The organism is Granulicella tundricola MP5ACTX9 (genome assembly GCF_000178975.2).
GTDB classification, from domain to species: domain Bacteria; phylum Acidobacteriota; class Terriglobia; order Terriglobales; family Acidobacteriaceae; genus Edaphobacter; species Edaphobacter tundricola.
The window spans coordinates 3,830,315-3,854,288 of sequence record NC_015064.1; the positions used below are offsets into that span (position 1 = coordinate 3,830,315).

The following is a 23,974-nucleotide window of genomic DNA, read 5'->3' on the forward strand; positions in this document are numbered from 1 at the left end:
ACTAGGGCCGGTTGTTTGGGCACACGGAGACAAAAGCTCCTTCAGCCAGTGCACCCGCTGCAAGCAAGGTTTCCACCGGTCGGTCAGTTGAGTGGCCGTTACGTCTGAATGGCAGCCCGCGAACTCCTGGAGCCACCCACAGCCGCCCTGACGTGCAGCATGGTCATAAGGCTTCGCAGGCGCTAAACGGTGGTACGCTTTCCTGATGGAAATGCTCATAGTGATCCACAATCGCGGCGGCGCGACTCTGGCCAGTTTCAACATCGATACAGAATTTGCGATCCCTGCCGTCAACGACTCGTTGGAATACGTCGACGAAGATGGCGAGGATCAGATAGCTGTCGTCATCGCCCGAAACTTCCGGTATACATCTCCACCCGCTCCGGGGAAGAAAGTTCTTTCTTTGGTACTCACCGTGAAAGGCGACAAAACAGATCCCTTCGAGATCAACATCCCAGCGGCCTACGAAGAACGGTTTGCCAAGGCGTTTCAGACGAAGGTTCCTGACTAAGCGGTTAGGCATTCCCAGCTCATGGCAGCCGTCACGCCGGCGAAATAACAGCCCAGACCCAAGGCTGCCCTGAGTGGTAGCCTTCGAACAAGGAGATTTTCATGAAACTCGTTTACATCGGCGGCTACTACATCAATCCGAACAATGTGATGTACGTATCTCGCCGCTTTAGCCAGGCCGACCCTAAGAAGCCACTTGCTCAGGTTCATTTCGTAAATGGGGCGGTCCTGGACTTGGAAATGAATCCCAGCGAGTGTGCTCAAGAGCTGGAAAAGGCGTAAAGGTGATTCGGTCGACGACTCGCTGAGGAATGGTAGGCTTTCGGGGTGAAAACAATCCAACTGATACCGTCGTCTGAGTCGAGATCGGCCTTCGTAGCACAGCTTTTCCCTTATCAACCTATTTGCTTTCTCGGGGAAGCAGACTTCCAAACGCGCTTCGACACCCTCGGGATAGACTGGAGGGCATTTAGGAAAAAGGTGCTTACAGCTCAGGCCGGCCGGGAGTCTCTGATCCAGCTCTCTGACACTGATGCGATCACTCTATTCAGTGGAGCTCCAGGTGCCTTCAACGGCTCCAGTTAGGTTCATTGTTCAAAAGCCGTGATGCACCGCCCCCCACTGAGCTTCGCGGGGCTTTTCGAACTTGGATTCCCAATGCCCGCCAAACTTACACTCTGTAAGAGTGATGGGAATTTAGTTGCGTTCGTTTATCAGGGCGTAGTCGATCCCAAGAATGGTTTTGACGCACTCCCTTACCACCACACCCGCCATGAACTGGCCAAAGTCCGCGTATACCGCAAAACGCAAGTCATGCGAGCCGCGAGGCGTGGTTCTCGACTCCGGCACAAATGTTACGCGCTTAGCGCTTAGGGACTGGATCAGCATGTCCAATCTTTGTTGTGTTACTGCCTTCTCTAGCGTCACTTCAATGTCGAAAACCCGAGCCATTGTGCGAGCATAGCACCGCAGATCACCTTCTTTCGGGGGCCCTGGCTGCTCCTTTAGTGTGATGCGCCGGCATTAGGGACTTCTGCCCATTTGCGGAACTTGCATCCAACGCCGAATGGAGAACGGGGAGCGGGTCATAGCTGCTTTGATGAGATCTCCGGGCAGAGGCTGCTGCGTCCAGTGTCTGGCTCAGGAATCCGGCTCAGAGTCCTCCTCGGCTGTCTACGAGGCGCTCGCGCAGTTTGACTGGGTTCCGCGAGCCATCCTCAAGAACTTTAACAGTGCAATCGGATGCTGCTCCCGCTGCGGCAAGACTCGCATGGTCGTTTGGGTTACCGTGTGACCTATGACAGCGTCACCAGCGGGCGTGGACGCCCACTCGGTTCATATTCATTGACTGAGTCGCCAGTTGTCTATGCCCTCACGCCAAAGTGTCCGGCTAGCTAAGAGCAGCATCTAGGTGGTCGCGCCTTTGATATAGTGCCTCCACATCGAATTTGAGCTGCGCGAGCGTTAGATCGGCACCGTCCACCCCATCGGCGACCCTTTTTGAGGCCCGTGTCTCTTCCGCAGTCAGTTCACGGATTCGCGTCCGGATTTCCGCAAGTTGGTGGTACAAGGCGAGCGTTACAACTGCTTCTGGATCATCCATCAGGTACACATCCCTTCAGGAGCTACGAAGAGTGAGAAGTCGATTCAAGTTCGTGTATCAGCGTACCGATCGGGTGGGCGATGACCTCTGAGGCAATCGTTCCGGCCGGGACGCCCTTTTTGAAAAGTAGATAAGCGGCGGCGGCGCCTGAGAGCACTGTAGTCCAAAACATTAGTTTGCGCATTGATTCGGCTCCTATGGTTAGGTGATTGTGACTAGAGACTCAGCGCAGTTCGGCCCGAGTTTATGGGGAATCGAACCTATGGTTGGGCTCCGTTGCTACCCGTCGACGTGGTGACGACTGGCCTAGAGCCGAGATGCGGCCGCGGCCCTACGTAGATGAACGCTACAAGAGCTGCCAGAATGAGCGCCGCGATGACGTACAACAGGTATGCTCCGGACTTCGGTCCACCTTGCCTGAGCGGTTTACGAGCGATCCGTGGTGTGAGCATGCGCTTCGGATGCAAAAACGCCTGGTGCCGGCTATTGAGAGGGACTTCGATCCGCAAGTCGTAGTCATCCGCTTTGTCCACGATGCCCGCGCAACTCCAAAATCGTCTATAAAGGCACATGTACACACGAGAAGACGTCCAGGGCAAGATCGCTTTGCCGAATACTACGGGCTGGACAAGCCTATTGATGACCAGTTTTCGTGATGAGATGAGGGACCGTGTGGTCCGTGTCAAAGTCAAACAAGCAGAGTACGATCCAGAGGACTTTCGTACTCTTAGATCAGCGTTCGATGAAGAAATCAGGATGTACGAGGAGTGCCTAGCCTGCGCCGAGGCGGCAATTGGTCGGCTGACACATCTCGCCGAACAATCCGCTGATCTGGGGACCGATCGATAGCCGGCCTCAAGCGCTAATCAGTCAGGCGACCTGGCAGGCCAATTCGGCTTAGACTATCTCCGTGAGGGTCCAATGAAGCTCGTCAACATCGGTGGTTACCATATCAACCCGGCTGCGATCGCGTACGTGTCTGCTAAGACGGTCGTTTCTCAGTCACCTGCCGGCCGCAGTCAGCAAACCATCATCCACTTCATAGGTGGAGGAGACCTTCAACTCAATCTCACCCCCGGCGACTTTGCTCAGCAACTAGCCACGGCTACGGCCGCCTAATCGCAAGCTCGGACTACTGCACATCCCCATCCAAGGCACCACAGGGCACGCAGACGTCCGCACCACTATGCAGGTGTACGGCGACGTCAGGATGGAGGAGCTGAGGGGTGCAAACAGCGATGTGGTAAGAAGGGTGATCGTGAACTGAAACATTCAAGCATGTGCGGTCTATACCGGCTTGAGCACAACCGGCTTCAGCACACCACAAATTTTAGCTCTGAGGTCTTTGATGACTGCGTAGGAAGGTTTGGCGTACGTTCGTTCGGAATCTCCCTCCAGACAGCTCGCCAATACGCTGTGGGCGCCACACGAGGGCATAGGCTTATGCACAGGGTAGAAAGAAAAGTTCTTGCCGTCACCACTTTTGAGCGGACCCGGAATGTTTGCCACTTCCAACTGGAAGACACTACAGCCGGATACGTCTGCTTTTCCCGCGCAGTCTTGATGAATAACGTCTTGGGCGGTGGAGTATTTGCCGCGATTGAACGATGGAGCGCCCTCTACCTCTTTCTGGAAAGAGAAGGCGTTCAGTTGTGTTGGCACTAATTCTCCCATTGAATTGATCTCTCCAGGGAAGGCCCTGCGATACAGCAACTCATCGCTTGCGAACGGAAAATCAACGTCAACTTGATCAGCCGACTGGGGCAACTTGGGAGCCTCGAAGATAGGATTGAAGCTTACTCAAAACAGCATTCTGTGAATCGACTTCAATAGGCCATGCAATGTCGAAAGAGTTGCCGTCCGTGTCATACAACAGCACGTAGTCTTGTTCTGTACCGAAAACCTCAATGACGGCTCTTTGTTTTTCAACCCCCACAAAAATTAGGGCGACACCCCCATCAGCCGATGCCGTGACCTTCTCCGGGATGATGGTAAGGGACGCGAAGCGATCCAACACTGACATCGCGGCTCTGAGAGACGCAGTGGTGGGACGGGGTGAGTCATACCCATTCCAGTCGTTGGTGAGCTTTGCCATGTTCGCGATGTCTACTTGCAGGTGGCTAACGTCGATTTTTTGTTTGAGGACTCGCGAGGTCTCGACGCCCTGCCATGCAGGATCCACTTCGTAGTTGGACTCTGCGCTTGATATGAAACGGGAGGTTCTTTCACAGGTGTCGTAGTACGCTGCGGGAGGCGGTTGGAGGCTAGGCATTGAAGCTCTCCTTCATTTTGTCTGTGAGCATATTCAAGAAAAAATGGTCCTTGATTTCCCGTACAGAATCAATCTTCGGCCACAATTCATCAAGCCCTAGGCCGGCTATTGGAAAGGTAAAGGTGTTGTCTAGGAGGGTGGAAACAAACCCTTCTACTTCTTTTGGCAGCAGTCCCTGCTGATGAACGAGTGTGCCAGCAGGCTCAGCAATTATGAATGAAAGACGCAGATAAGGATTCATGACTACCTGCGGAAGTTCCTGCGGAACCTCAATGTACAACTTTATATAACGTTCCGAGGGTTCGCCAAGCGGCACCAATATCTTGTTGATGTACCGGACGACAAATTCTTGGAGCTCGACCGCCCCAATGTGGCCTAGGTAAATCTTCCAGATCTTCTGAGCTTCTTGGGTGAAGAGTTCCCAAGACTCGTACCTTCCCAATTGACTGAAGATCATTCCGGTCTTGAGCACTTGGAAAGCAAAGCGCTGGTCAGAAGAGATGAACTGATACCCATTTACCTGATCATGATTCGAAGCCTTTGACACGCCGTCTTGGATCGCAAGCTCCATTTCGTGGCTAGTCATAGTCGTCTTCAGCGCATAACCGAGCGCGGCTACGCCTTCAGAAATCTCTAATAATTTTTGTAGGGAGTCATCAGGTAGCTGGGTGATCGTGACAGCGATAATTGCTTCAACGATAGGCGGGTTTATGAACCTGACCGAATTAGGCGGCGAGGACATCGGAGTCATTCAGTTTTACCAATCCTCTTGCGTGGAACAGTCTATCCGTTTGGACGTTATTTCTGTGCGACGAGGGAGGTGGAAAACAAGTCAAAGTTTTAATTGCCCGGAATCTGCCAGGATGCCCACGCAAGTGACTGAAAGTAATGGCGGAGAGTGGGGGATTCGAACCCCCGGTACAGGTTTCCCCGTACAACGGTTTAGCAAACCGTCGCCTTCAGCCACTCGGCCAACTCTCCAGCAACTACCACGCGTTGAGACAGATTGATTATAGCCTGAACGCAAGAAAAACACGCCACCCCGAAGTTTCACCTGGCTCAACTGCTTTTTACTGCCTCACACTGCTCCCTACTGGCCTTTACGGCCTCACCATCACCTGCGCTGCAAACCGTTCCATCTCTTCCGCCTGCGGGCTGGACTGCAGCAGCACCAAGTCAACCCCCACCGCTGCAAACTCCTCCATCCGTTCCTTCACTCGCTGCGGCGTCCCCACAAACCCCGCCTTCAGCCCCCGATTCGAAACCGAATAATCCTCCAGCGAGATCTTTTGCTCCAGCTTCGAACCCGTGACCCACTGCTGATAGTTCGCATACCCACGAGCCGACGCGTTCACATTCGTAATCCGCGCCACCTCCGCATCCGCCTCGGCCTCGGAGTCCCGCACAATCGAATACCCCGCCACGCCGAACGTCATCGGAGCCAGCCCGAGCTTCTCCCGCCGCTCCCGCATATCGGCAATCTTCTTGCCCACCACCTCGGGCGGATCGCCATGCATCAGGTAAGCGTCACACTTGGCCGCAATCAGGTTCTTCGCCGTCTCGGACTCGCCCCCGGCATACAGCGTGGGACGTCCACCCTTGGTCGCCCCAGCCGCAGGCATCCCCGTAAACCGACGCCCCGCTACAGGCTTCGGCGAAAGCACATTCTCGCGTATGTCATACAGCGGCCCCTGATGCGTAAAGCCCTGCTGACTCCAGCAACCATCCACTACATCGAGCCACTCAGATGTCCGCGCATACCGCATCTCATGCTCGTCGAACGTGATCCCGTACTTCGTCGATTCATCCCGCCACCAGCTTGAGACGACATTCAGTGAAAGCCGCCCCTTGCTAATCTGATCGATGTTCGCCGCCTGCTTCGCCAGCAGTGCGGGATTATGAAACGTAGGCCGCACCGCCACCATGATCTCAATCGACTCCGTCACCGCAGCCAGCGCCGCAGCCGTAGACCACGCATCGAGCGACGGCGCATCAACCCCCTTGATGTCGTTCAGGTTGAGCTCCGCGATCAGCGTCAGATCGTACCCAATCTGCTCCGCCCGCTTCACCAGCCGGCTGGTGTACTCCCAGCTCGTCTCCATCTGCTCGTCGTCCAGGTTGCGCAGCCATCCGCCGAACACCGGCAGCCAGAATCCATAGCGCATCAGACCGCCGCCATTCCGGTTGCAATCTCCTGCCGTTCCTGCAGCGCCGACGTAGCCTCAGCCTCCAGCCAATCCACCAGCTTCTCAAACGGATCGAACCCAATGACATTCTTCCCATCGGCCACAAAGTTCGAAAGCGCATTCGTATCGTAGTAGTAGCGCTGCCCATCGCGATCGTCCGTCAAGTACTCCACGCCGCCAATATCGATCTGCGAAGCGAACATGATCCGCTCAACGTCCTCGATCACCTCTGCCGGCGGTGTATAAGCCTCCACCGTAATCCCGCTCTTCGGCGCGTCGATCGCGCAAGCCCCCCGATCGAGATCCACACCCGTCGTCGTCCGGCAGATATCCGCCGGGCACAGGTCGAACGTCTCGCCCGTGATATGCACCTTGATCGCATAAAGAAACTTGCCGTTCAGCACCTCAACCCGCACGATATGCGCGTCACGAGCCGGAATAAACTCCTGCACCAGCGCCGTCGAATCCAACCCGAACGCCAGCGCATCCGGATGGTCCGCAGGCTGCGCCGCCGCCGCCTCAAGCTGAGAGATGTGATCGAACCGCTTCACGCCCGCGCCACTCCCGCCAATATTCGGCTTCACCACCACCGGGAACCGAAGCCCCTCAGTCGCCGCCGGAGCCTGGCTCGCGCGATGGATCACCCGCGCCTTCGGATAAGCGATCCCCAGCTCTTCCATCAACGAAAGCTGTCCGGCCTTCGAGAGCTCTGCACGAAACGCAGCCAGCCCATTAAGCACCCGAACGCCACGCGTCTCCAGGTGCTCCAGGTATCCGGCCGTATAGAAGATCTGGTCGCCATGATCGCGATTCCACGCCGAAGGACTCATCCGGTTGAACACCAGCGAATACTTCTCCTCCGGATGGTCCGCAGGAGAATACATGTGCGTCACCGCGTCGATCTTCACGTAGTCCACACCACGTTTATCCAACTCCGCAAACAGCGGCTTGAACCAGTTCGGCTGCTCGTAATAGATCCCAATCGGTAGCGTCTTCGTCGGCATGATCACACACTCCTGCAAAACTTCGTTCTTCAAGAATATCGCGTTCCGCTGAAAAATTTGTCCCGCTGATGTCATCGCAAAACTTCTTCGCACGAGACCAAAAGAATCCCTAAACTAATGCAGCAATCCATTCCAGCCACACCTCACAGGAGGCACAACGATTGACGAGAAAGATGCGGCTCCTGCCGCTCATCGGTGCCACCTACTTCATGGTCGCCGGCGGCCCTTACGGCCTTGAGGACATCATCGGCAAGGCCGGCTACGGCCGCGCCCTCATCCTGCTTCTCGTCATCCCCTTCGTCTGGTCGCTCCCCACCTCCCTCATGGTCGGCGAGCTCGCCTCCTCCATCCCGGAAGAAGGCGGGTACTACATCTGGGTCCGCCGGGCCCTCGGCCCATTCTGGGGCTTCCAGGAGGCCTGGCTCTCGCTCGCCGCCAGCATCTTTGACATGGCCATCTACCCCGTCACCTTCGTCCTCTATCTCTCCCGCATCGCCCCCGCCCTCACCGCCGGCAACCGAGGCACCCTCTGGGCCCTCGCCGTCGTCCTCGGCTGCTGCCTCTGGAACCTCCGCGGAGCCAAAGCCGTCGGCAACGGCTCCCTCTGGCTCTTCGCCGCGCTCCTCTCGCCCTTCGTCGTCCTCATCGCCGCAGGTCTCTTCAGGGTCTTCACCCACGGCCCCGCCTGGTCCACCTTCAGCGCGCCGGTCGATACCCCCGACCTCGCCGGTGCCGTCTCCGTCTGCCTCTGGAACTACATGGGCTGGGACAACGCTTCCACCGTAGCCCAGGAGGTGGAAGACCCTCAGCGCACCTACCCCAGGGCCATGCTCTCCGCCGCGGTCCTGGTCGCCTTCACCTATGTCCTGCCCCTCGCCGCCGTCGCCCTCGCCGGCATCCCCGCCGGCCAGTTCTCCACCGGAGCCTGGGCAGACGCAGCCCGCCAGCTAGGCGGCCCCGGCCTGGCCTTCGCCGTCGTTCTGGGTGGCACCATCAGCGGCGCAGGCATGTTCAACGCCCTCATGATGAGCTACACCCGCATCCCCTACGCCCTCGCCAAGGAAGGCCTGCTCCCCCGCGCCTTCACCCGAGTAACTCCTACCGGAGTCCCCTGGCTCAGCGTCCTCTTGTGCGCCATCGCATGGGCGTTAGCCCTTCGCCTCACCTTTGAACGCCTTATCTCAATCGACCTAGTCCTCTACGGCGCGGCATTGTTATTGGAGTTCATCTCACTAGCCGTCCTCCGCCACCGAGCCCCCGAAATGCCCCGCCCCTTCCGCATCCCCGGCGGCACCCTAGTCGCAGCCGCCATCGGCATCTGCCCCGCAGCCCTGATCGCCTTCGCCCTTTACGCCGCACGCGACGAAAAAGTAGCCGGCATCCCCGCCCTCGCCTTCGCCGGCATAGTAGCGATCACCGGCCCCGTCATCTACCTGCTGGCGAGACAGTTCCGAACCCCCGCCCAATCAGCTTCAGGGTCGGAGCAATAGATCTCGTGTGCCCCACCCTCATCGCAGTTTCATCGCGATTAGCCGGGGTCCCCGCCAGACGACTTTGTCTGGTGGGGTGGTTAGGGTGGGCATCGGCGAAGCCGACCGCTCCCGCCCATCTCAAACTTAAGCCACGTTATGTGAAACCACGCCCGCCTTAGAATCCGTCCGCTCAACCACCAGCGCCTCATGCTTCCGCAGCGTCTCTTCAACCGCTACCCCAGCCCCAAGCACCGCCAGCACCACCCCACCCGCCCGTATCCCATCCATAAACTGCCCTCGCTGTTCCTTCGAAATATGCAGCACATCGAAGGTCACATGATGCATCGCCCCCGCCTGTCCAGCCGGCGCCCCTAAATCCCCGATTACCTGGATCGCCTCATGTGCCACGCCATTCGCCAACAACTCCGTCAGAGCCTCATTCCCCTGCCCCGTATGCCCAAACAAACCCACTAAAAACACATCACTCATCCCCCCTAAGATGCACCCACCCCCCAAAGAGAAAAGGCGGCCACCCTAAAAAGGGTAACCGCCCGCTAGTCCCTAGGCCCTAGGCTCTAGAACTAGTCCTTAGGCACCGGCTTAGCCTCAGGATTCTTCTGGTGCTCAATCCACCGAGCCTGCGCCTCCGTCACCTTGTTCCGTGCGAACGCAGCATCCCGCCAGCCCTTGACCTCAACGCGCTTTCCCTCAAGATCCTTGTAGATCGCAAAGAAGTGCGTGATCTCCTTCAGCATGTGCGGATAGATCTCGCTGTAGTTCCAGACGTCCTTGTACCGCGGATTGCCCATCCCGACGCATAGCACCTTCTCATCGCCCAGGCCCTGGTCCATCATCTCCAGCAGCCCGATCGGACGAACCTCCATCACGCAACCGGAAAAGCTCGGGCTATCCACCAGCACCAGCACGTCCAGCGGATCGCCGTCATCGCCCAGCGTGCTCGGAATAAACCCATAATCCCCCGGATAATGCACGGGCGAGTAGAGATTGCGGTCCAGCCGGAATACGTGCAGATCCTTGTCATACTCGTACTTGTTTACGCCCTCCTGCGGTATCTCAATGACCACATTGATCACTTCAGGGGACTTCGGCCCGACCGGCAACTCCATGTAATTTGGCATAAAATCTGGCATCTCTTCTCGCGTTCTGGGATTTTGTTCACTGTCGTTCGCGCTGCTTCCGCGGCCCGCATCATCTTACGCCGAGTCGTACCCAGGCGCACCGCCAACCACAAGCAGCACAGGCCCGCACCTTTCGGGAACCTGCTCTTACAAGTCTATAATTAGATTGAATGAAAGCCCATGTCTACGTCACCCTCAAGCGGACCGTCCTCGATGCCCAGGGACAAACCGTCGCCGACGCCCTCCGCCGCATGAACTACAAAGGCGTCGCAGACGTCCGCCAGGGAAAGTACTTCCTGCTCACCCTCGACGCCACCGCAGCAGCCGATCCCACCGCAGCCGAAGCCGAAGTCAACCGCATCGCCCGCGAGATCCTCGTCAACCCCGTGATCGAGGAATACTCCTTCCGCCTCGAGCCCTAAGCTCCCACATCCCAGACCTTCATCCCGAGTCCCCCTTTCGTGGGATTCCCCTGCCTGCTGCGTCGTTTCTACACTTAATTCAATAGCCCTCCCTGTCCCACTGCATTCCTGATCTGCCTCTAACATCCTGACTCTAAACGTGGCACGACGATTGCCCCGTTCCTGACAGGCTTAAGGGGCCATACTCATGATCTGCAACATCCTCCGCCGTCTCGCCACCACGACCTTCGCCGCGACCGCCTTCCTGGCCTCCGCCTCCCTGCTCCAGGCCCAATCCTTCGCCACCGCCGCCCGCACCGTGAGCATCTCCGCCTTCGCCGGCGCCTCCCGCGTCAATACCGACTACGGCAGCACCAACGCCGGCTACCTCTTCGGCGCAGACTTCACCCGCCATTACCACCTCGTCGACCCATCCCTCGAGGTCCGCGCCACCATCGCGCCCGGCAGCAGCATCGGCGAAAAAACCTTCTCCGGCGGCCTCCGCCTCCAGAAGCGCTTCCACCGCTTCCAGCCCTACGCCGACCTCCTCGCAGGCGCGGGCTCCATCACGTTCAACCACCCTACTGTCGTCAACGGCATCCCCTATGCCTCAGACAACTCCTTCATCTACGTCTTCGGAGGCGGCATGGACTACTACGTCACCCGCAACTTCGCCGTCAAAGCCGACTACAACCAGCAACTCTGGCGCCTCGGCCAGAACCTCAACCGCCTAACCCCCTCCGCCCTCACCATCGGCATCGTCTACCGCATCCCCTTCCACCCCTACAACAGGTAGTGGATAAAGATACTGTTCTAGAAGTGGCATAGACGAGTTTTCCTTCAAGACATAATCTCTACAAATGGCAAGTAACCCATATCTCCACAGGACGGCTTGCTTCGCGGTTTCGAGTGTCGCCTTCGCGGTACTTGCATGGGGAGTTGGATTGGATGGTGGTCCCTGTGGTGGATTGGGACTCGATCTGCTCATACTTTCGGTCTTGCTTTTAGTGATCACTCTTGGCTGCGCGGCTGACTGGCTCCTACAAAGCAAAGAAATCCGCTTTCGCAGAGATTTTTGACGATAAAGCAGAGATTAGATTCCTGTGCGCGAAACAGGCGTTCTGTACGCCAGCATGACCCGAATGCTAGGCTCGAAAGCTGATGCCTAAGACAGATCACCCTCAAAACTCCTCCCGCTTCGTCCGAGCCTGCCTCCGCCAGCCCGTAGACCGCACGCCCGTGTGGTTCCTCCGCCAGGCCGGCCGTTACATGCCCGAGTACATGGCCGTCCGCAAGCACCACACCCTCCTCGAGATCTGCCGCACCCCAGAAATCGCCGCGGAAGTCACCATCACCGCCGCCGAACGTCTCGGCGTAGACGCCGCCATCATCTTCGCCGACCTCCTCCTGCCCTTCACCCCCATGGGCCTGGACTTCGAGTTCGTCGCCGGCGAAGGCCCCGTAGTCAACACCCCCATCCGCACGTACGAGCAGGTCCAGGCCCTTCGCACCGACCGCTCCGAAGACCTCATCTACGTCTCCCAATCCATCGAAAAAGTAGCCAAACACTTCGCCTCCCCCCGTCCACCGGAAGCGGGACAAACAGACGGAGACCAGTTAGGCATCATCGGCTTCTGCGGAGCCCCCTTCACCCTCGCCAGCTACATGATCGAAGGCGGCAGCTCCCGCAACTACATCGAAGCCAAAAAAATGATGTACGCCAGCGGTGCCACCACAGAAAGTCGTCATTCTGAGCGAAGCTCAGAACCTCCGTATTTGCACTCTTCGACCGAGCCACAATCTCCCATGGAAACCACCGGTTCCGCCGCGTGGCCCCTCCTCATGGAAAAGCTGGTCACCGTCCTCACCGCCTTCGCCGCCCAGCAAGTAGAAGCCGGCGCAGACGTCATCCAGGTCTTCGACTCCTGGGCCGGAGCCCTCTCGGTCGAGGACTATCGCCAGTTCTGCCTCGCCCCTACAAAGCAGTTGGTAGAAAACATCCGCAACATGGGCGTCCCCGCCATCTACTTCGGCGTAGACACCGCCTCGCTCCTCCCCACCATGACCGAAACCGGAGCCGACGTCCTCGGCCTCGACTGGCGCATTCCTCTCGACGAGGGCTGGAAATCGGTGGGCACAGCCCACGCGATACAAGGAAACTTAGACCCCATCGCCCTCTTTGCCCCCCAGGAAGTCCTCCACGCCCGCGTCAAAACCATCCTGCAACAAGCCGCCAACCGCCCCGGTCACATCTTCAACCTAGGCCACGGCATCGTCCCTGGCACCCCGGTCGAAAACGTCATCCAGGTAGCCCGCTGGGTCCACGAACTCTCGGCCCGCTAGCCTCTAGCCCGCAACTCAGGAAAGAATCGAAACTCAGCGTTCAAACATCTATTCTGCCGGTATGAAAAACATCGGTTTTCTCTCCTTCGGACACTGGAACCCCTCCCCGCAGTCAGCGACACGCTCGGCTGCGGACGTCCTCCTGCAGTCCATCGACCTCGCAGTTGAAGCCGAGCGCCTCGGCATGGACGGAGCCTACTTCCGCGTCCATCACTTCGCACGCCAGTTAGCCTCGCCCTTCCCATTGCTGGCAGCCGTCGGAGCCCGCACCAAAAAGATCGAGATCGGCACTGGTGTCATCGATATGCGGTACGAAAACCCGCATTACATGGCAGAAGACGCCGGTTCCGCGGACCTCATCGCCGGCTCCCGCCTCCAGCTAGGCATCAGCCGAGGATCACCGGAGCAGGTCATTGAAGGCTGGCGGCACTTCGGCCACGACCTGGCCCCGGGAGAAGACGATGCCGCCATGGGTCGCCGCCACACAGAAATGTTCCTCGAGCTCCTCGGCGGCAAAGGCTTCGCCCAACCCAACCCTCGCCCCATGTTCGCCAACCCTCCCGGCCTCCTGCGTCTCGAGCCGCACTCTGAAACCCTCCGCGACCGTATCTGGTGGGGTTCGGCTACGAACGCCACCGCCGTCTGGGCCGCAAAGCTCGGAATGAACCTCCAGAGCTCGACCCTCAAGTTCGATGAAACCGGCGAGCCCCTGCACATCCAGCAAGCCGCCCAGATCCGCGCCTTCCGCGCCTCCTGGAAGGAAGCCGGCCACACCCGCACCCCTCGCGTCTCCGTCAGCCGAAGCATCTTCGCCCTCATGAACGATCAGGACCGCGCCTACTTCGGTCGCAGCGGCCAGGAAACAGACCAGATCGGCTTCATCGACGGAGCCACCCGCGCCGTCTTCGGCCGAGACTACGCCGCAGAACCAGAGGTGCTCATCCAGCAGCTAAAAAACGATCAGGCCATCGCAGAAGCAGACACCCTCCTCCTCACGGTCCCCAACCAGCTAGGCGTCGCCTATAACGTCCACGTCATGGAAGCCATCCTAAAGACGGTTGCTCCCGCGCTCGGCTGGCGTTGACCATTGGCTCGACAATCGTCGCGTCCTCCTTCGGCAACGGCATGCTGCCTTCTCCCATGCGAGCGTAGGCTGGGGCGTAGAGGATGGTAGACCACTAGCTATGAGGCATGTAGAAGAGGCTTAGGCGGGGGAGATTGCAGGCTTCCAGGAGACGCTTTTGCAGGAACTGCTGTTGGACCTGCTTGATCTGGACGGCTTGCATCTTGCCACGGTAGGGGGCTAGCTCGCGAGCGGCTTGTTCTCGGAGGGCTACGAGGTCGTCCTCCGGGGTGGCGGCCAGGATGGCGGCAAGCATCTTTTCTTCAAGGACCGTGAGGGTGCGGTCCAGATCTTCCAGATGCTGCGTGGGGTTGATGCGGAGGTCAGCAGCTAGTTCGCGGAGGCGGGTGGCGGTTTCTCCGGCTATGCCTGAGGCTTCTATGGTTTGGGCATTGGCTTCGAGGTAGGCGGCTACGGGTTCGGTTTCAAAGCCGCTTTCTGGGGATTCTTTTCTGGGGGCGAGGCCTATGGCGGCTTCGGCGGAGAGTTCTGCGGATTGCATGACAGACTGGGCGGCCCAGGCGAGGCCGTTGATCTTCTGCAAGCGGCCTTTGGTGCGGAGTTTGCGGGTTTCGTATTTATCGAAGGCTTCGTCTATTCCTCTTAGAACGGCCTCCAGGGGGATGCCGGCGTCGTGCCAAGTCTCGATGAGGGCCCAGTCCAGGGTGGAGAGCATGAGGATGGAGCCGCGGCGTTGCTGGAAGCGGTCTTCGATCTCGGTGAAATAGGGGATGTGGTTCATGGGTTCCGGGGTGAGGACGGCCCGGGGCTAGAGCCCGGATGATTGTGCGGCGGGGACGGGGGGCTGAAGACCAATACGGGGGTCCTTCGCTACGCTCAGGATGACGTAGGTTTGTGGTGATGGTGGTGGGGCGGGGTTATTGGCTGCGGCGGCGTTGTTTTTCCTGGCGTTCCAGATTGCGCTCGAAGACCAAACGGAGGCCGGTGAGGGTTAGGTTGGGGTCTACTTCGCCTATGTATTTGGAGCCGGCGGCGATGAGGCCGGCCAGGCCTCCGGTGGCGATGGTCCTGATGTTTTCCATGGGGCCGTTGGTGAGGGCCAGTTCCAGGATCATGCGTTCGAGGATGCCGTCGACGAGACCGATGTAGCCGTAGTAGAGGCCGATCTGGATGTTATCGACCGTGCCGGTGCCGATGACCTTGGCGGGGCGTTTGACCTCGATGCGGGGGAGGCGGGCGGCGCGGGTGAAGAGGGCGTCGGCGGAGATGCCGAGGCCGGGGGCGATGGCGCCGCCGAGGAACTCGCCTTTGGCGGAGACGACGTCGAAGGTGGTGGCGGTGCCCATGTCGACGACGATGCAGGGGGAGCGGAAGTGCTCGAATGCGGCGACGCAGTTGACGATGCGGTCTGCGCCGACCTCTGCGGGGTTGTCGGTGAGGACGGGGAGGCCGGTGCGGACGCCGGGCTCGACGAAGAGGGGGCGCTGCTTGAAGTACTGCTCGCTGACCTGGCGAAGGATGTGGTCCATGGGGGGTACGACCGACGAGATGGCGATGCCGGTGACGGCGGTGAGGGCGTGGCCGTTGGACTCAAAGAGGCTGCGGAGAATGACGCCGAACTCGTCCGTGGTGCGGGAGCGGGGGGTGGTGATGCGCCAGTTGGTGATGGGGTCTGGGTCGAAGTGCAGGGCTGAGCCGTCGGTGGGGCGGTAGAGGCCGAGTACGGTGTTGGAGTTGCCGACGTCGATGGCTAAAAGCATAAGGCTCCGTGTTTCAGGCTGGGCGTACGCCGCCGGAGAGGACGGTGCGGATGTCGCCTTCCGGGGTGCGGACCTGGAGGAAGCCCTGGGGGTTGAGTCCGCACGTCAGGCCAGTATATCCGCCGGACTCGTCTACGTGGACTCGCTTGCCGGTGACCCAGGTGGAGGACTGGGCGAAGCGGGTGAGGAGGTTGGAGGTGGTGAGGGTGTCGAGCTCGCGATGGAGATGGGTGAGGAAGGCTTCCAGGAGCTGATCGCGGTCCACTGGGCGGTCTGACTCTATGCGGAGCGAGGTGGCTAGTTTGGCTAGATCGGGCGGGAAGGCGGCGTGGTTGAGGTTGATGCCTACTCCGATGACGGCGTAGCGGAGGAGTGGGTCAGGGCCTGATTCTGAGGTGGATTCTACGAGGATTCCTCCGCATTTTTTGGTGCCTAGCAACAGGTCGTTGGGCCAGCGGATGTCGGCGGTGAGGCCGGTGATCTCCTGGATGGCGGATTGTGCGGCTAGGCCGGTGGCTAACGGGATGTGGATGGCCTGGGCGAGGGGGATGCGGGGGGTGGCTAGGATGCTGACGTAGAGACCGTCGCCGGGGGCGGAGTGCCAGGTGTGGCCGCCTCGGCCCCGGCCTGCTGTTTGTTCGTCTGCGAGCCAGACTCCGGAGCGGGTGCCTTGCTGGGCGGCTTCGAGGGCTAGCTGGTTGGTGCTGGTGGTGGTGGCTAGATGAGTGAGCGGGCCGAGGATTGTGGCTTTCGTTTCGGGGCTAAGAGGCATCGGCGGCGATCTTCATGCTGAGGTCTACGGCTACGGCGGAGTGGGTGAGGGCCCCTACGGAGACGAAGTCTACTCCGGCCATCGCGTAATCCCGGACTGTTGCGAGGCTCATGTTGCCGGAGGATTCGATGGGCAGGTTGGGGAGGGCGGCTCGGATCTGCTTGACTGCCTTTTTGGTGGCGGCGGGGGTCATGTTGTCGAGGAGGATGGAATCAGGGCCGCCGGCGATGGCTTCGTCGAGCTCCTGCTGGGAGCGGACTTCCACCTGGACGGGCTGGTTGTGGGGGCGGTTCTTGAGGGCGGCAGCAAGCGCTGCGGGGAGGCCTCCGCCGAGGGAGATGTGGTTGTTCTTGATGAGGATGCCGTCCTGGAGGTCGAGGCGGTGGTTGACTCCTCCTCCGCAGCAGACTGCATATTTATCCAGGGCTCGGAGGCCGGGGATGGTCTTGCGGGTGTCGAGGACCTTGGTTTTGGTGCCGGCGACGGCTTTGACGAACTCCTGGGTGAGGGTGGCGATGCCGCTCATGCGCTGCATGAGGTTGAGGATGACGCGCTCGGTGGAGAGAAGGGCGGAGGCGTTGTAGCGGATGACGGCGATGGTGGCGCCTTTTTTGACGCGGACGCCGTCGAAGATCTCGGGGTGGTGGATGACTTCAAAGCGGCCGAGGGGGCGGTGGCCGGCCTTCTCGGCGAGGGCGGTGAAGAGCTCCAGGAAAACCGGGATGGCACCGAGGCCGGCTACGACGCAGGGCTCCTTGGCGATGATGGTGCCGGTGGCGCGGAGCCTGGGGTTGATGGTGAGGGCCGTGGTCACGTCGAAGGCGGCCTTGTCTTCAATCAGGGCGCCTTCGAGGATCGTCCTGATGCGTTTGCTCTTCCAATCCATCTCGTCATCCTAAACCTGTTGTGTGCATCAGATGTAATACGCCTATGCCGATGCTTGCGATGAGTTTGAGTCACCAGTTTGCGTACCTGATGCTGCTGGCGTTGCCGATTGCGTGTGCCTCATGGACTGTGACGCATGAGGAGGTGTTTCGCGAGCCGAGGGAGTATTGCAAGGACAGGTCGCAGAACTGCAAGCCGCTGGTGGCTCGGAAGTTCTTCTACCTGTTCACTTGCGAGTACTGCTTCTCGCACTATGTGACTGCGTTCTTTCTGATCCTGACGCAGTTTCAGATGCTGTACGACGGGTGGCGCGGGTACCTGATTGCGTGGTTTGCGCTGGTGTGGGTGGCGAACGTTTATATGAGCATCTTCAACCGGCTGCGGCTCGAGATCAAGCATGAGAATGTGGTGATTGCGACTGAGACTGCAGTGCAGAAGAGGGTTGAGGCTGAGATACCGAATTCCCCCGTGGTCTGATTCAAAACTTGATTCTGGTTGTGAGTTTCCAATCGGTTGTTGCCAGGCTGACCAAGAGGCATCCAGGCTTGAGCCCAGCAAGCTCCGTCGTTCCTTGCCCAGCTTTTCGTCACTGGAACACTCCACTCAAACCAGCATTCCACCGGCACGATAAACTAGGGGAATGCCACTTTTCCCCAGCGATTTACCAGAAACTATTTTTGCCCACTGCGATGGAGGCTCCCGCGGAAACCCCGGCCCGTCTGGATATGGAGCTGTCATTACCGACACCGGCGGCCAAAAGATTGCAGAACTTTCTGAATTTTTGGGAATTCGGACGAATAATTATGCGGAGTACTCAGGGCTTCTGGCTGTTTTGGCCTATGCTGTTGAAAATAAGCGTCTTAGCCTCAAGGTCGTATCTGATTCCGAGCTTATGGTGAAGCAGATCCAAGGCAAGTACAAGGTCAACTCGCCCGACCTCAAACCGCTTTGGCAGGAGGCTCGCGACCGCATCGCCAAGCTTAAGTCCTTTGAAATCAGTCATGCACTGCGCCATAAAAACAAGGACGCCGACGCGCTGGCCAATCAGGCCATGGATCGCGGCATGAAAAAAGGCGAATACAAAGCGACACCAACTGCACCACAAATCACCACACGCGAACCACAAAAGACTGTCGCCAGTCCGGTGGCTCTCCCGGCCATGCTGCGTGGCTTCACCAAGGACGGTTCCATCCATCTGCTCGGCGGGGCCACCCTCCCCAACGGCATCTTCGTGAAGATCGTTCCCGAGTAAGGGGATCAGCCCTTGTTCAGTTCCGCCTTCAGGATCTCGCTGACGATCTTCCCGTCGGCCCTGATTCCGCTCGCCAGCAGACGCTGCCGAATCACCTTCATCGCGGTCCCCATATCCTTTGGGCCGGGCCTGATGCCGTCGTTATCGGCGGCCAGGTGCTCGAGCGCGCCCATGATGGTCGTCCGAACCTCCTCCTCGCTTGCCTCCTGCGGGAGGTAGCCCTCGATCATCCCGATCTCGACTGCTTCCCTGGCCGCCAGCTCTGGCCGGTCGCCCTTGGTAAAGCTCTCGATCGACTCCTTGCGCTGCTTGATCAGCGTGGTCAGGATCTGCTGCTCTTCAGCCTCGGTCAGCGGCTCCCGCTTGTCGATCTCCTTGTTCTTCATTGCAGACTTCACCATCCGCAGCGTGGTCAGCCGGTGTTCTTCCCTGGCCTTCATCGCCACGATAATGTCCTTGCCAATCCGTTCTGAAATCATCAACTCGCTCATTGAATCTCACCTCTTCAACCCCGATTATAGGTCGTGCAACCTACCCGCCTCCCCTGCGTAAACCCATACAATAAGAGCCATGATCCGCAAAACTCGCCTCTTCACGCCTGGTCCGACCCCCCTTCTTCCCGCCGCCCAGTTCGCCATGGCCGCCGCCGACATCCACCACCGCACGGCCGAGTTCCGCGCTCTCTACACCCGCGTGCTCGCGCAGCTCAAGCAGTTCGTCGGCACGGAGACCGGCGACATCATCGTCCTCTCCAGCTCCGGTACCGGCGCGATGGAAGCCGCCGTCAGCAACCTGACATCCCCCGGAGATCGCGTGCTGGTTCTGACCGCCGGCAAGTTCGGCGAGCGCTGGACGGCTCTCGCGAAGGCCTTTGGATGTGAAGTCGACGTCGTCTCCGCGCCCTACGGCCAGACCTTCTCGCTCGACGAGGTCAAGGCTGCCCTCAAGCTCGAAACTCGCGCCGTCTTCATGCAGGCCACCGAGACCAGCACCGGTGTCCGCCATTGCACGCCCGGCGTCGCCAAGCTGTTGAAGGATGCGGGCTCTGAGGCCCTGCTCGTGGTCGACGCCATCACCGGCCTTGGCACCACGCATCTGGACATGGACGCCTGGGGCATCGACGTGCTCATCGGCGGCTCGCAGAAGGCGGTCATGATTCCGCCCGGCCTCAGCTACCTCGCCGTGGGACCCAAGGCGTGGGATCGCATGGAAGCGACCTACAATCCGCGTTACTACTTCGATCTCCGCAAGGAGCGCAAGAATGCACGCGCAGGCGAGTCCGCCTATACCCCGGCGGTCGCTCTGATCGCGGCGTTAGGTGCAGCGCTCGACTGGATTGCAGGACAGGCTGCTACGGCTGAGAACCCCGCAGGCAGCATTGCGGAAGGCCGCAAGAAGCTCGTCGACAACGCCGAGACGATCGCAGCCATGACCCGCGCGGCCATGCTCGCGCTGGGCATGACGCTCTTTGCGCCCGACGCACCTTCTTCCGCAGCCACCGCCGTGGTGCCCCCCGCGGGCGTGGACTCCGGCATCTTCGTCAAGGAGTTGAAGAGCCGTTTCGGGGCCATCATTACCAACGGCCAGGGCGAGATGAAGGGTCAGATCTTCCGCATCGCCCACCTCGGCTTCTTCGATTACATGGACACCATCGCGCTCATCGGGGCGTTGGAGCAGGTGATCGTCAAGAGCCTACCGCAGCTCAACGCGCAGTTCGGCACCGGTCTCATTGCGGCCCAGAAGCTCTACGCCGAAGCCTCCCACCCCAAGGCCGAGGCCCAGAAATGCCTTTGCGGCCGCACCGACAAAGCCTGCTCCATGCAAAACCCTGCCGCAAAGTAAGTACTCCCGAACAAAAGAGGCCATCCTTTCGCAGTCTCATCGCGAGAGGGTGGGTCTCGTTTGCGGAAGCAACGCCCCGCCTTCTCCGACCCGGTGGTAATAGAGAGCCCAGCGAAGTTGCCGAAAACCTGTGCGAGAGCTTCGTCTCGACAACCGGAGTTGTCGTGGGTGAAAGGCAAGCTGATTGTCCAACGAAGGGCTTCTAATGAGGCGGCTCTAGTTCGTCGCCTCACTGGAGTTCTTCATCACTGGACAGCAATGGTAGGTTCCGGAGGCCATGGTGTCTGCTTACCTTTATAGGACTGCCAGTGACCACCGGAGGCTGGACATACAAGATTGCCTTTTTCAGATGCCACGACCGCTCCGGGCGAATAGGTCAGGTCGTCGCAAGTGCAAAGCTTTCCTTGCGGTGCTGTTTCTCTACAAGAGACAGCTGACGGTGGTGTCGGAAGGCTAAGGTTCACAACCTTCTTGGTTTGATCTCGGGTGGCTTCTGTTGTGGCTGTCCACTTCGGTCGGCCCTCCGATAACGTACACATCTGAAGGGCTTTCGCGTTGTTTAGCCGCACGATGGTTCCCTGAGGGAATTGTTGGTCAGCAGTTACGCAGCTATTCGAAGCTGCAGCAGGACCGGTCTGCGAAGCGTCATTGGATGAAGATGCAAAGCCGGTTGCAGTTGCGGCAAGCGCAATGACGAGAAGGGTAAGACGGCAAAAGCGGAGGAGAACGGCACCCCCCTTTTTGGGGATGAAAAAGACATAATCAGCTCCATTCGATTGCGCAGGTTGAAACTGTTGACGTGGCTGCGACCAGCGAGCGGCCGCAAGAGGAACTGCTGACAGACCTTGCAAATACCCTGCAGATAATCCGTTGCTGTTACGCCTGCATTTAGAACCAACTCGTCACAGGCGAGCTCCGCTTCACCCTCGATCCGGCGCTCCAGCCATCGCAGGAGAGGATAAAACCAGAAGACACAAACCAAGACGTGTACCGACGAGCGCGTCAGGTTGTCCCAGCGTTTTGCGTGTGCCAACTCATGCAAAAGAATCGCTTCGTATTCAGCGGCTGACAACGTCTCAGGTAAGCTTTCGGGTATGACTAGAACTGGTCGAAAAAGACCCATCAGGTAGGGGTCGCGCGCTTCGGTCGAGGTGCGAATCTCTACTGTTCTTGTCACCCGTAATCTTCGTGACGCCTGCCGAAGTGCTTGTATGTGGTCAGGAGCCGTATTGAGAGAGGTCTTCCCTACCTTGTTGAGAGCCATGATCCAAATAGCCAACAGAACGACGGTTCCTACCACCCAAAATGCCAATGCCACATGCAAAAGCGTTGAATCTTGAAGCGGCTGCGCAAGACTATGTCTACGCTGTATGTCGAGGATGGGGAGCTGGATCTGAAAAGGTTCAATCCGCTGAGGAAGCCGGCGCCGCAATAAAGTTCCAAACATCTGCAGACCTTCAAGTGGAACCGCAAATTTCAACACCGCAGCGAGCAAAAGCATATGCCGGAGACTTGCGGCCTGCCTACGCAACAGCACCACTAACAGCAGCATGAAGCTTGCAAACAACGTCGACTCCAGTAAGTGTCGAGCGACAGACATCATCATGCGGTTGGCCTCTTAAGCTGCTTTTCTATAGCTCGAATATCCGCAAGGCTCAGATCGCCGCTTTCAACCAGGTGAGAGATCACGGGCTTTGCGGATCCTCCAAAAAGATCTAGCAAGTCTCGGATGAGTCGGCGATGCACGGCTTCGCGCGTAAAAACGGCTTCAAAAATTAGCGCATTTCCGATCTTCTTTACTCGGCGAACAGCATTTTTCTCCTCCAGACGAACGAGCATGGTCTGCACCGTTGTGTAAGCCAGCCTGTTTTCTTCCGACAGGCTTTCGTGAATTTCGCGGACCGATGAAGGGCCCAGCTTCCACATCTGTTCCAGCAGCTGCAACTCCGATTTTGCTATGCGCTTGTCCATGAACTATCCTTGTCGCTGAATCTACTACTAATGTAGTTTTGTTGGCAAGAGAATTTGCTAACCGATCATCAGCATTTTTTCTCTTTAGCCCACCGACGGTGACTGCTCGTGTTGTTACTCCTGAAACGGACGATTGAGAGCGGAACAGCGTTGTGCCTCGAAAACAGGGTTTTGGGAAATGTGGAGGAGAGCGGTCGTTTGCTTCCGCAAACGATGCCCACCCTAACCGACGATAGAACCGTCGGTGAGGATGGGGCACACGGAGGTTGTGGTTTGTTCTTAGGAACGGGGTTTTCGGACTGCTGAACAGCAGCCCTAACCCAACCGAAGCCTCAGAGACCCCCACCTCAACCTCCCCAGACCCAGCAAATCCCTTCCTCTTCGGCACCAGCTTCTTCACCACGCTCGCCAGGATGTACAGCACGCCAACCAGGCTCAGGCCTGCCTACCCTCGCTGCCCGTAATCCCGCTTGAAAGCGATGCCATCCCCCTGCCGCACGAGCCAGGGTTTCAGCCTGTCCTGTTTGGTGATGCACCCAAAGAACTTGTTGCCCTGCCCGCTTACCCACGGCAGACGGTTCGCCACGGCCTGAAACCCGTGCAGGCCGGCGAGAAAAAGCCCAGGTCCCAACACCTTCGTGAAGCTTCCGATCCTCGTCTGATTTCGCCGGGCAAGCTCTGCGCGATCGACATTGAAGTCCCAGTACGAGCGCGCATAAAGAGCGAAGTCCGACTCCGCCAGGAACGAAGCCGTGGCCTTCTGCATATCTCGCCGATCCCAGCGATAGATGTAGTTCGGGATGCAGGTATTGCGAACACCGCCCGACTCAAAGCCGCATGCCACCACGGCCGGCAGTTCATAGGGAAAGGAAAGACGAAACCGCACCAACGCGCGCATCAGCAGCGAGTCGTTCGGCTCAAGGAAGATCACGTTCCGGCGGCTGACGCGCAGCATCTCCAGCAAGGCCGCATGGGGCGAGCGGCAGTGGTGCAGCACCGCGTGCGCCAGGACCAGGTCGTAGCTTCCATCGGCCAGCGGCATCTTCTCTACATCCGCATAGACCGTATCCAGTTCGACTCCCTCCATGCGGGGTGGGCCGGAGGCAGCGACCGCATCGACATTGGAGAGAGTCATCCGCCGAAACCCGACGCCACGCAGCATCTCGGCATCCTCATAGCTGCCGCCGACGATCAACTCATGGCAACCTGGATCGATGCCGGCTGCCTGGATACACTCGGCCAGTGTCTTCTGGAAGAGGGTCCGATCCACAACAGGGCTTCGCACAGCCTCTTCACGATCCTTCAGGACGTTCATGGACTCGCTTCCTTGGGCTCAAACCAGAGTGACGACTTAGTGCTCCTGGCCGGGCTTATAAGCTTCCCGACACAAGACGGTGCACCGGGATCTGTTCCAGTATGCAGAGCCGGCATCCGCTGGTTGTCACCGGGATGTCTTCGTTTCGTCTTGCCCTACCGCT

At 58.8% G+C, this 23,974-nt stretch carries 27 protein-coding genes and 1 tRNA gene; 11 read left to right on the plus strand and 17 right to left on the minus strand.

Features of this window, described 5'->3' with window-relative positions; genetic code table 11:
* Nucleotides 1-205: 205 nt before the first annotated feature.
* Together ACIX9_RS16625 and ACIX9_RS16630 are read left to right on the plus strand one after the other, a co-directional pair.
* Nucleotides 206-511, plus strand: coding sequence for a hypothetical protein (locus tag ACIX9_RS16625; protein WP_041597171.1), 306 nt, complete (start codon nucleotides 206-208; stop codon nucleotides 509-511).
* A 101-nt stretch (nucleotides 512-612) separates the two neighbouring features.
* A complete protein-coding gene (locus tag ACIX9_RS16630) occupies nucleotides 613-792 on the plus strand; it encodes a hypothetical protein (protein WP_013581655.1) in 180 nt (59 codons plus the stop codon).
* Between the two features lie 414 nt (nucleotides 793-1,206).
* On the opposite strand, the gene ACIX9_RS26510 is transcribed toward ACIX9_RS16630, so the two are convergent.
* Complete coding sequence (locus ACIX9_RS26510) at nucleotides 1,207-1,461, minus strand: hypothetical protein (RefSeq protein WP_013581656.1); 255 nt, start codon at nucleotides 1,459-1,461, stop codon at nucleotides 1,207-1,209.
* A 1,573-nt stretch (nucleotides 1,462-3,034) separates the two neighbouring features.
* On the opposite strand from ACIX9_RS26510, the gene ACIX9_RS16655 reads away from it, so the two are divergent.
* Entirely contained in the window at nucleotides 3,035-3,232 is a 198-nt protein-coding gene (locus tag ACIX9_RS16655) for a hypothetical protein (RefSeq protein ID WP_013581659.1), read from the plus strand.
* Nucleotides 3,233-3,400: 168 nt separating this feature from the next.
* Here ACIX9_RS16655 and ACIX9_RS16660 read toward each other — a convergent pair whose 3' ends face one another.
* The 6 genes from ACIX9_RS16660 to ACIX9_RS16685 all read right to left on the minus strand — a co-directional run bounded on the left by ACIX9_RS16660 (nucleotide 3,401) and on the right by ACIX9_RS16685 (nucleotide 7,575).
* Nucleotides 3,401-3,880 (minus strand): hypothetical protein, encoded by a 480-nt coding sequence (locus tag ACIX9_RS16660; RefSeq protein WP_041597174.1) that lies wholly within the window; start codon nucleotides 3,878-3,880, stop codon nucleotides 3,401-3,403.
* Nucleotides 3,864-4,385 carry a hypothetical protein gene (locus tag ACIX9_RS16665; protein ID WP_013581661.1) on the minus strand — a complete coding sequence of 174 codons (522 nt, stop codon included), beginning with the start codon at nucleotides 4,383-4,385 and terminating at the stop codon, nucleotides 3,864-3,866. Before ACIX9_RS16665 ends, ACIX9_RS16660 begins: the two co-directional genes overlap by 17 nt.
* Complete coding sequence (locus tag ACIX9_RS16670; protein WP_013581662.1) at nucleotides 4,378-5,136, minus strand: TIGR04255 family protein; 759 nt, start codon at nucleotides 5,134-5,136, stop codon at nucleotides 4,378-4,380. The genes ACIX9_RS16665 and ACIX9_RS16670 overlap by 8 nt, the downstream gene beginning before the upstream one ends.
* A 138-nt stretch (nucleotides 5,137-5,274) precedes the next feature.
* Nucleotides 5,275-5,366: transfer RNA gene (locus tag ACIX9_RS16675), tRNA-Ser, on the minus strand.
* Between the two features lie 119 nt (nucleotides 5,367-5,485).
* Nucleotides 5,486-6,550, minus strand: a complete 1,065-nt coding sequence (locus ACIX9_RS16680) for an LLM class flavin-dependent oxidoreductase (protein ID WP_013581663.1) — start codon at nucleotides 6,548-6,550, stop codon at nucleotides 5,486-5,488.
* Nucleotides 6,550-7,575: an ATP-grasp domain-containing protein gene (locus ACIX9_RS16685; RefSeq protein ID WP_013581664.1), complete on the minus strand. Its 1,026-nt coding sequence runs from the start codon at nucleotides 7,573-7,575 to the stop codon at nucleotides 6,550-6,552. The genes ACIX9_RS16680 and ACIX9_RS16685 overlap by 1 nt, the downstream gene beginning before the upstream one ends.
* Before the next feature lie 161 nt (nucleotides 7,576-7,736).
* On the opposite strand from ACIX9_RS16685, the gene ACIX9_RS16690 reads away from it, so the two are divergent.
* Nucleotides 7,737-9,065 (plus strand): APC family permease, encoded by a 1,329-nt coding sequence (locus ACIX9_RS16690; protein WP_013581665.1) that lies wholly within the window; start codon nucleotides 7,737-7,739, stop codon nucleotides 9,063-9,065.
* A gap of 126 nt (nucleotides 9,066-9,191) precedes the next feature.
* Here the strand turns inward: ACIX9_RS16690 and ACIX9_RS16695 are convergent, their stop codons facing one another.
* Together ACIX9_RS16695 and ACIX9_RS16700 are read right to left on the minus strand one after the other, a co-directional pair.
* The gene (locus ACIX9_RS16695) at nucleotides 9,192-9,536 is read right to left on the minus strand and encodes a hypothetical protein (RefSeq protein WP_013581666.1); all 345 of its coding nucleotides are present in this window, start codon (nucleotides 9,534-9,536) and stop codon (nucleotides 9,192-9,194) included.
* Between the two features lie 92 nt (nucleotides 9,537-9,628).
* Nucleotides 9,629-10,186, minus strand: a complete 558-nt coding sequence (locus ACIX9_RS16700) for an inorganic diphosphatase (RefSeq protein ID WP_041597176.1) — start codon at nucleotides 10,184-10,186, stop codon at nucleotides 9,629-9,631.
* A 170-nt stretch (nucleotides 10,187-10,356) separates the two neighbouring features.
* Between ACIX9_RS16700 and purS the strand changes: the two genes are divergently transcribed.
* From purS to ACIX9_RS16720, 4 genes are all read left to right on the plus strand, one after another.
* Entirely contained in the window at nucleotides 10,357-10,608 is a 252-nt protein-coding gene (purS, locus tag ACIX9_RS16705) for a phosphoribosylformylglycinamidine synthase subunit PurS (protein WP_013581668.1), read from the plus strand.
* A gap of 187 nt (nucleotides 10,609-10,795) precedes the next feature.
* Complete coding sequence (locus tag ACIX9_RS16710) at nucleotides 10,796-11,383, plus strand: outer membrane protein (RefSeq protein ID WP_013581669.1); 588 nt, start codon at nucleotides 10,796-10,798, stop codon at nucleotides 11,381-11,383.
* 365 nt (nucleotides 11,384-11,748) lie between these two features.
* Nucleotides 11,749-12,930, plus strand: a complete 1,182-nt coding sequence (locus ACIX9_RS16715; RefSeq protein ID WP_013581670.1) for a uroporphyrinogen decarboxylase — start codon at nucleotides 11,749-11,751, stop codon at nucleotides 12,928-12,930.
* 61 nt (nucleotides 12,931-12,991) lie between these two features.
* The gene (locus ACIX9_RS16720; protein WP_013581671.1) at nucleotides 12,992-14,014 is read left to right on the plus strand and encodes an LLM class flavin-dependent oxidoreductase; all 1,023 of its coding nucleotides are present in this window, start codon (nucleotides 12,992-12,994) and stop codon (nucleotides 14,012-14,014) included.
* A 94-nt stretch (nucleotides 14,015-14,108) separates the two neighbouring features.
* Here the strand turns inward: ACIX9_RS16720 and ACIX9_RS16725 are convergent, their stop codons facing one another.
* The 4 genes from ACIX9_RS16725 to nadC form a co-directional block, all read right to left on the minus strand.
* On the minus strand, nucleotides 14,109-14,795 hold the full coding sequence (locus tag ACIX9_RS16725) for a hypothetical protein (protein ID WP_013581672.1): 687 nt from the start codon (nucleotides 14,793-14,795) through the stop codon (nucleotides 14,109-14,111).
* A 136-nt stretch (nucleotides 14,796-14,931) separates the two neighbouring features.
* Nucleotides 14,932-15,774 carry a type III pantothenate kinase gene (locus ACIX9_RS16730; protein WP_013581673.1) on the minus strand — a complete coding sequence of 281 codons (843 nt, stop codon included), beginning with the start codon at nucleotides 15,772-15,774 and terminating at the stop codon, nucleotides 14,932-14,934.
* 13 nt (nucleotides 15,775-15,787) lie between these two features.
* Nucleotides 15,788-16,546, minus strand: a complete 759-nt coding sequence (locus ACIX9_RS16735) for a biotin--[acetyl-CoA-carboxylase] ligase (RefSeq protein WP_013581674.1) — start codon at nucleotides 16,544-16,546, stop codon at nucleotides 15,788-15,790.
* On the minus strand, nucleotides 16,536-17,432 hold the full coding sequence (gene nadC / locus ACIX9_RS16740) for a carboxylating nicotinate-nucleotide diphosphorylase (RefSeq protein WP_013581675.1): 897 nt from the start codon (nucleotides 17,430-17,432) through the stop codon (nucleotides 16,536-16,538). Before nadC ends, ACIX9_RS16735 begins: the two co-directional genes overlap by 11 nt.
* 44 nt (nucleotides 17,433-17,476) lie before the next feature.
* Between nadC and ACIX9_RS16745 the strand changes: the two genes are divergently transcribed.
* On the plus strand, nucleotides 17,477-17,908 hold the full coding sequence (locus tag ACIX9_RS16745) for a hypothetical protein (protein WP_013581676.1): 432 nt from the start codon (nucleotides 17,477-17,479) through the stop codon (nucleotides 17,906-17,908).
* A 163-nt stretch (nucleotides 17,909-18,071) separates the two neighbouring features.
* The gene (locus ACIX9_RS24025) at nucleotides 18,072-18,683 is read left to right on the plus strand and encodes a ribonuclease HI family protein (RefSeq protein WP_013581677.1); all 612 of its coding nucleotides are present in this window, start codon (nucleotides 18,072-18,074) and stop codon (nucleotides 18,681-18,683) included.
* A gap of 5 nt (nucleotides 18,684-18,688) precedes the next feature.
* On the opposite strand, the gene ACIX9_RS16755 is transcribed toward ACIX9_RS24025, so the two are convergent.
* Nucleotides 18,689-19,174 carry a GatB/YqeY domain-containing protein gene (locus ACIX9_RS16755; protein WP_013581678.1) on the minus strand — a complete coding sequence of 162 codons (486 nt, stop codon included), beginning with the start codon at nucleotides 19,172-19,174 and terminating at the stop codon, nucleotides 18,689-18,691.
* Between the two features lie 79 nt (nucleotides 19,175-19,253).
* Between ACIX9_RS16755 and ACIX9_RS16760 the strand changes: the two genes are divergently transcribed.
* The gene (locus ACIX9_RS16760; protein ID WP_013581679.1) at nucleotides 19,254-20,525 is read left to right on the plus strand and encodes a pyridoxal-phosphate-dependent aminotransferase family protein; all 1,272 of its coding nucleotides are present in this window, start codon (nucleotides 19,254-19,256) and stop codon (nucleotides 20,523-20,525) included.
* 601 nt (nucleotides 20,526-21,126) lie between these two features.
* On the opposite strand, the gene ACIX9_RS16765 is transcribed toward ACIX9_RS16760, so the two are convergent.
* The 3 genes from ACIX9_RS16765 to ACIX9_RS16775 form a co-directional block, all read right to left on the minus strand.
* Nucleotides 21,127-22,131, minus strand: a complete 1,005-nt coding sequence (locus ACIX9_RS16765) for a M56 family metallopeptidase (protein ID WP_013581680.1) — start codon at nucleotides 22,129-22,131, stop codon at nucleotides 21,127-21,129.
* On the minus strand, nucleotides 22,128-22,496 hold the full coding sequence (locus ACIX9_RS16770; protein WP_013581681.1) for a BlaI/MecI/CopY family transcriptional regulator: 369 nt from the start codon (nucleotides 22,494-22,496) through the stop codon (nucleotides 22,128-22,130). Before ACIX9_RS16770 ends, ACIX9_RS16765 begins: the two co-directional genes overlap by 4 nt.
* 445 nt (nucleotides 22,497-22,941) lie before the next feature.
* The gene (locus tag ACIX9_RS16775) at nucleotides 22,942-23,811 is read right to left on the minus strand and encodes a class I SAM-dependent methyltransferase (protein WP_013581682.1); all 870 of its coding nucleotides are present in this window, start codon (nucleotides 23,809-23,811) and stop codon (nucleotides 22,942-22,944) included.
* Between the last annotated feature and the right edge of the window lie 163 nt (nucleotides 23,812-23,974).

Excerpts from the sequence above, each read along its gene's own strand:
- purS (WP_013581668.1), top strand. The coding sequence starts at position 10,357 with ATGAAAGCCCATGTCTACGTCACCCTCAAGCGGACCGTCCTCGATGCC.
- ACIX9_RS16625 (WP_041597171.1), top strand. The coding sequence starts at position 206 with ATGGAAATGCTCATAGTGATCCACAATCGCGGCGGCGCGACTCTGGCC.
- ACIX9_RS16725 (WP_013581672.1), bottom strand. The coding sequence starts at position 14,795 with ATGAACCACATCCCCTATTTCACCGAGATCGAAGACCGCTTCCAGCAA.
- ACIX9_RS26510 (WP_013581656.1), bottom strand. The coding sequence starts at position 1,461 with ATGGCTCGGGTTTTCGACATTGAAGTGACGCTAGAGAAGGCAGTAACA.
- ACIX9_RS16630 (WP_013581655.1), top strand. The coding sequence starts at position 613 with ATGAAACTCGTTTACATCGGCGGCTACTACATCAATCCGAACAATGTG.
- ACIX9_RS16720 (WP_013581671.1), top strand. The coding sequence starts at position 12,992 with ATGAAAAACATCGGTTTTCTCTCCTTCGGACACTGGAACCCCTCCCCG.
- ACIX9_RS16770 (WP_013581681.1), bottom strand. The coding sequence starts at position 22,496 with ATGGACAAGCGCATAGCAAAATCGGAGTTGCAGCTGCTGGAACAGATG.
- ACIX9_RS16670 (WP_013581662.1), bottom strand. The coding sequence starts at position 5,136 with ATGACTCCGATGTCCTCGCCGCCTAATTCGGTCAGGTTCATAAACCCG.
- nadC (WP_013581675.1), bottom strand. The coding sequence starts at position 17,432 with ATGGATTGGAAGAGCAAACGCATCAGGACGATCCTCGAAGGCGCCCTG.
- ACIX9_RS16730 (WP_013581673.1), bottom strand. The coding sequence starts at position 15,774 with ATGCTTTTAGCCATCGACGTCGGCAACTCCAACACCGTACTCGGCCTC.
- ACIX9_RS16765 (WP_013581680.1), bottom strand. The coding sequence starts at position 22,131 with ATGATGATGTCTGTCGCTCGACACTTACTGGAGTCGACGTTGTTTGCA.
- ACIX9_RS16680 (WP_013581663.1), bottom strand. The coding sequence starts at position 6,550 with ATGCGCTATGGATTCTGGCTGCCGGTGTTCGGCGGATGGCTGCGCAAC.
- ACIX9_RS24025 (WP_013581677.1), top strand. The coding sequence starts at position 18,072 with ATGCCACTTTTCCCCAGCGATTTACCAGAAACTATTTTTGCCCACTGC.
- ACIX9_RS16655 (WP_013581659.1), top strand. The coding sequence starts at position 3,035 with ATGAAGCTCGTCAACATCGGTGGTTACCATATCAACCCGGCTGCGATC.
- ACIX9_RS16700 (WP_041597176.1), bottom strand. The coding sequence starts at position 10,186 with ATGCCAAATTACATGGAGTTGCCGGTCGGGCCGAAGTCCCCTGAAGTG.
- ACIX9_RS16685 (WP_013581664.1), bottom strand. The coding sequence starts at position 7,575 with ATGCCGACGAAGACGCTACCGATTGGGATCTATTACGAGCAGCCGAAC.
- ACIX9_RS16775 (WP_013581682.1), bottom strand. The coding sequence starts at position 23,811 with ATGAACGTCCTGAAGGATCGTGAAGAGGCTGTGCGAAGCCCTGTTGTG.
- ACIX9_RS16710 (WP_013581669.1), top strand. The coding sequence starts at position 10,796 with ATGATCTGCAACATCCTCCGCCGTCTCGCCACCACGACCTTCGCCGCG.
- ACIX9_RS16760 (WP_013581679.1), top strand. The coding sequence starts at position 19,254 with ATGATCCGCAAAACTCGCCTCTTCACGCCTGGTCCGACCCCCCTTCTT.
- ACIX9_RS16745 (WP_013581676.1), top strand. The coding sequence starts at position 17,477 with ATGCCGATGCTTGCGATGAGTTTGAGTCACCAGTTTGCGTACCTGATG.
- ACIX9_RS16695 (WP_013581666.1), bottom strand. The coding sequence starts at position 9,536 with ATGAGTGATGTGTTTTTAGTGGGTTTGTTTGGGCATACGGGGCAGGGG.
- ACIX9_RS16665 (WP_013581661.1), bottom strand. The coding sequence starts at position 4,385 with ATGCCTAGCCTCCAACCGCCTCCCGCAGCGTACTACGACACCTGTGAA.
- ACIX9_RS16715 (WP_013581670.1), top strand. The coding sequence starts at position 11,749 with ATGCCTAAGACAGATCACCCTCAAAACTCCTCCCGCTTCGTCCGAGCC.
- ACIX9_RS16735 (WP_013581674.1), bottom strand. The coding sequence starts at position 16,546 with ATGCCTCTTAGCCCCGAAACGAAAGCCACAATCCTCGGCCCGCTCACT.
- ACIX9_RS16755 (WP_013581678.1), bottom strand. The coding sequence starts at position 19,174 with ATGAGCGAGTTGATGATTTCAGAACGGATTGGCAAGGACATTATCGTG.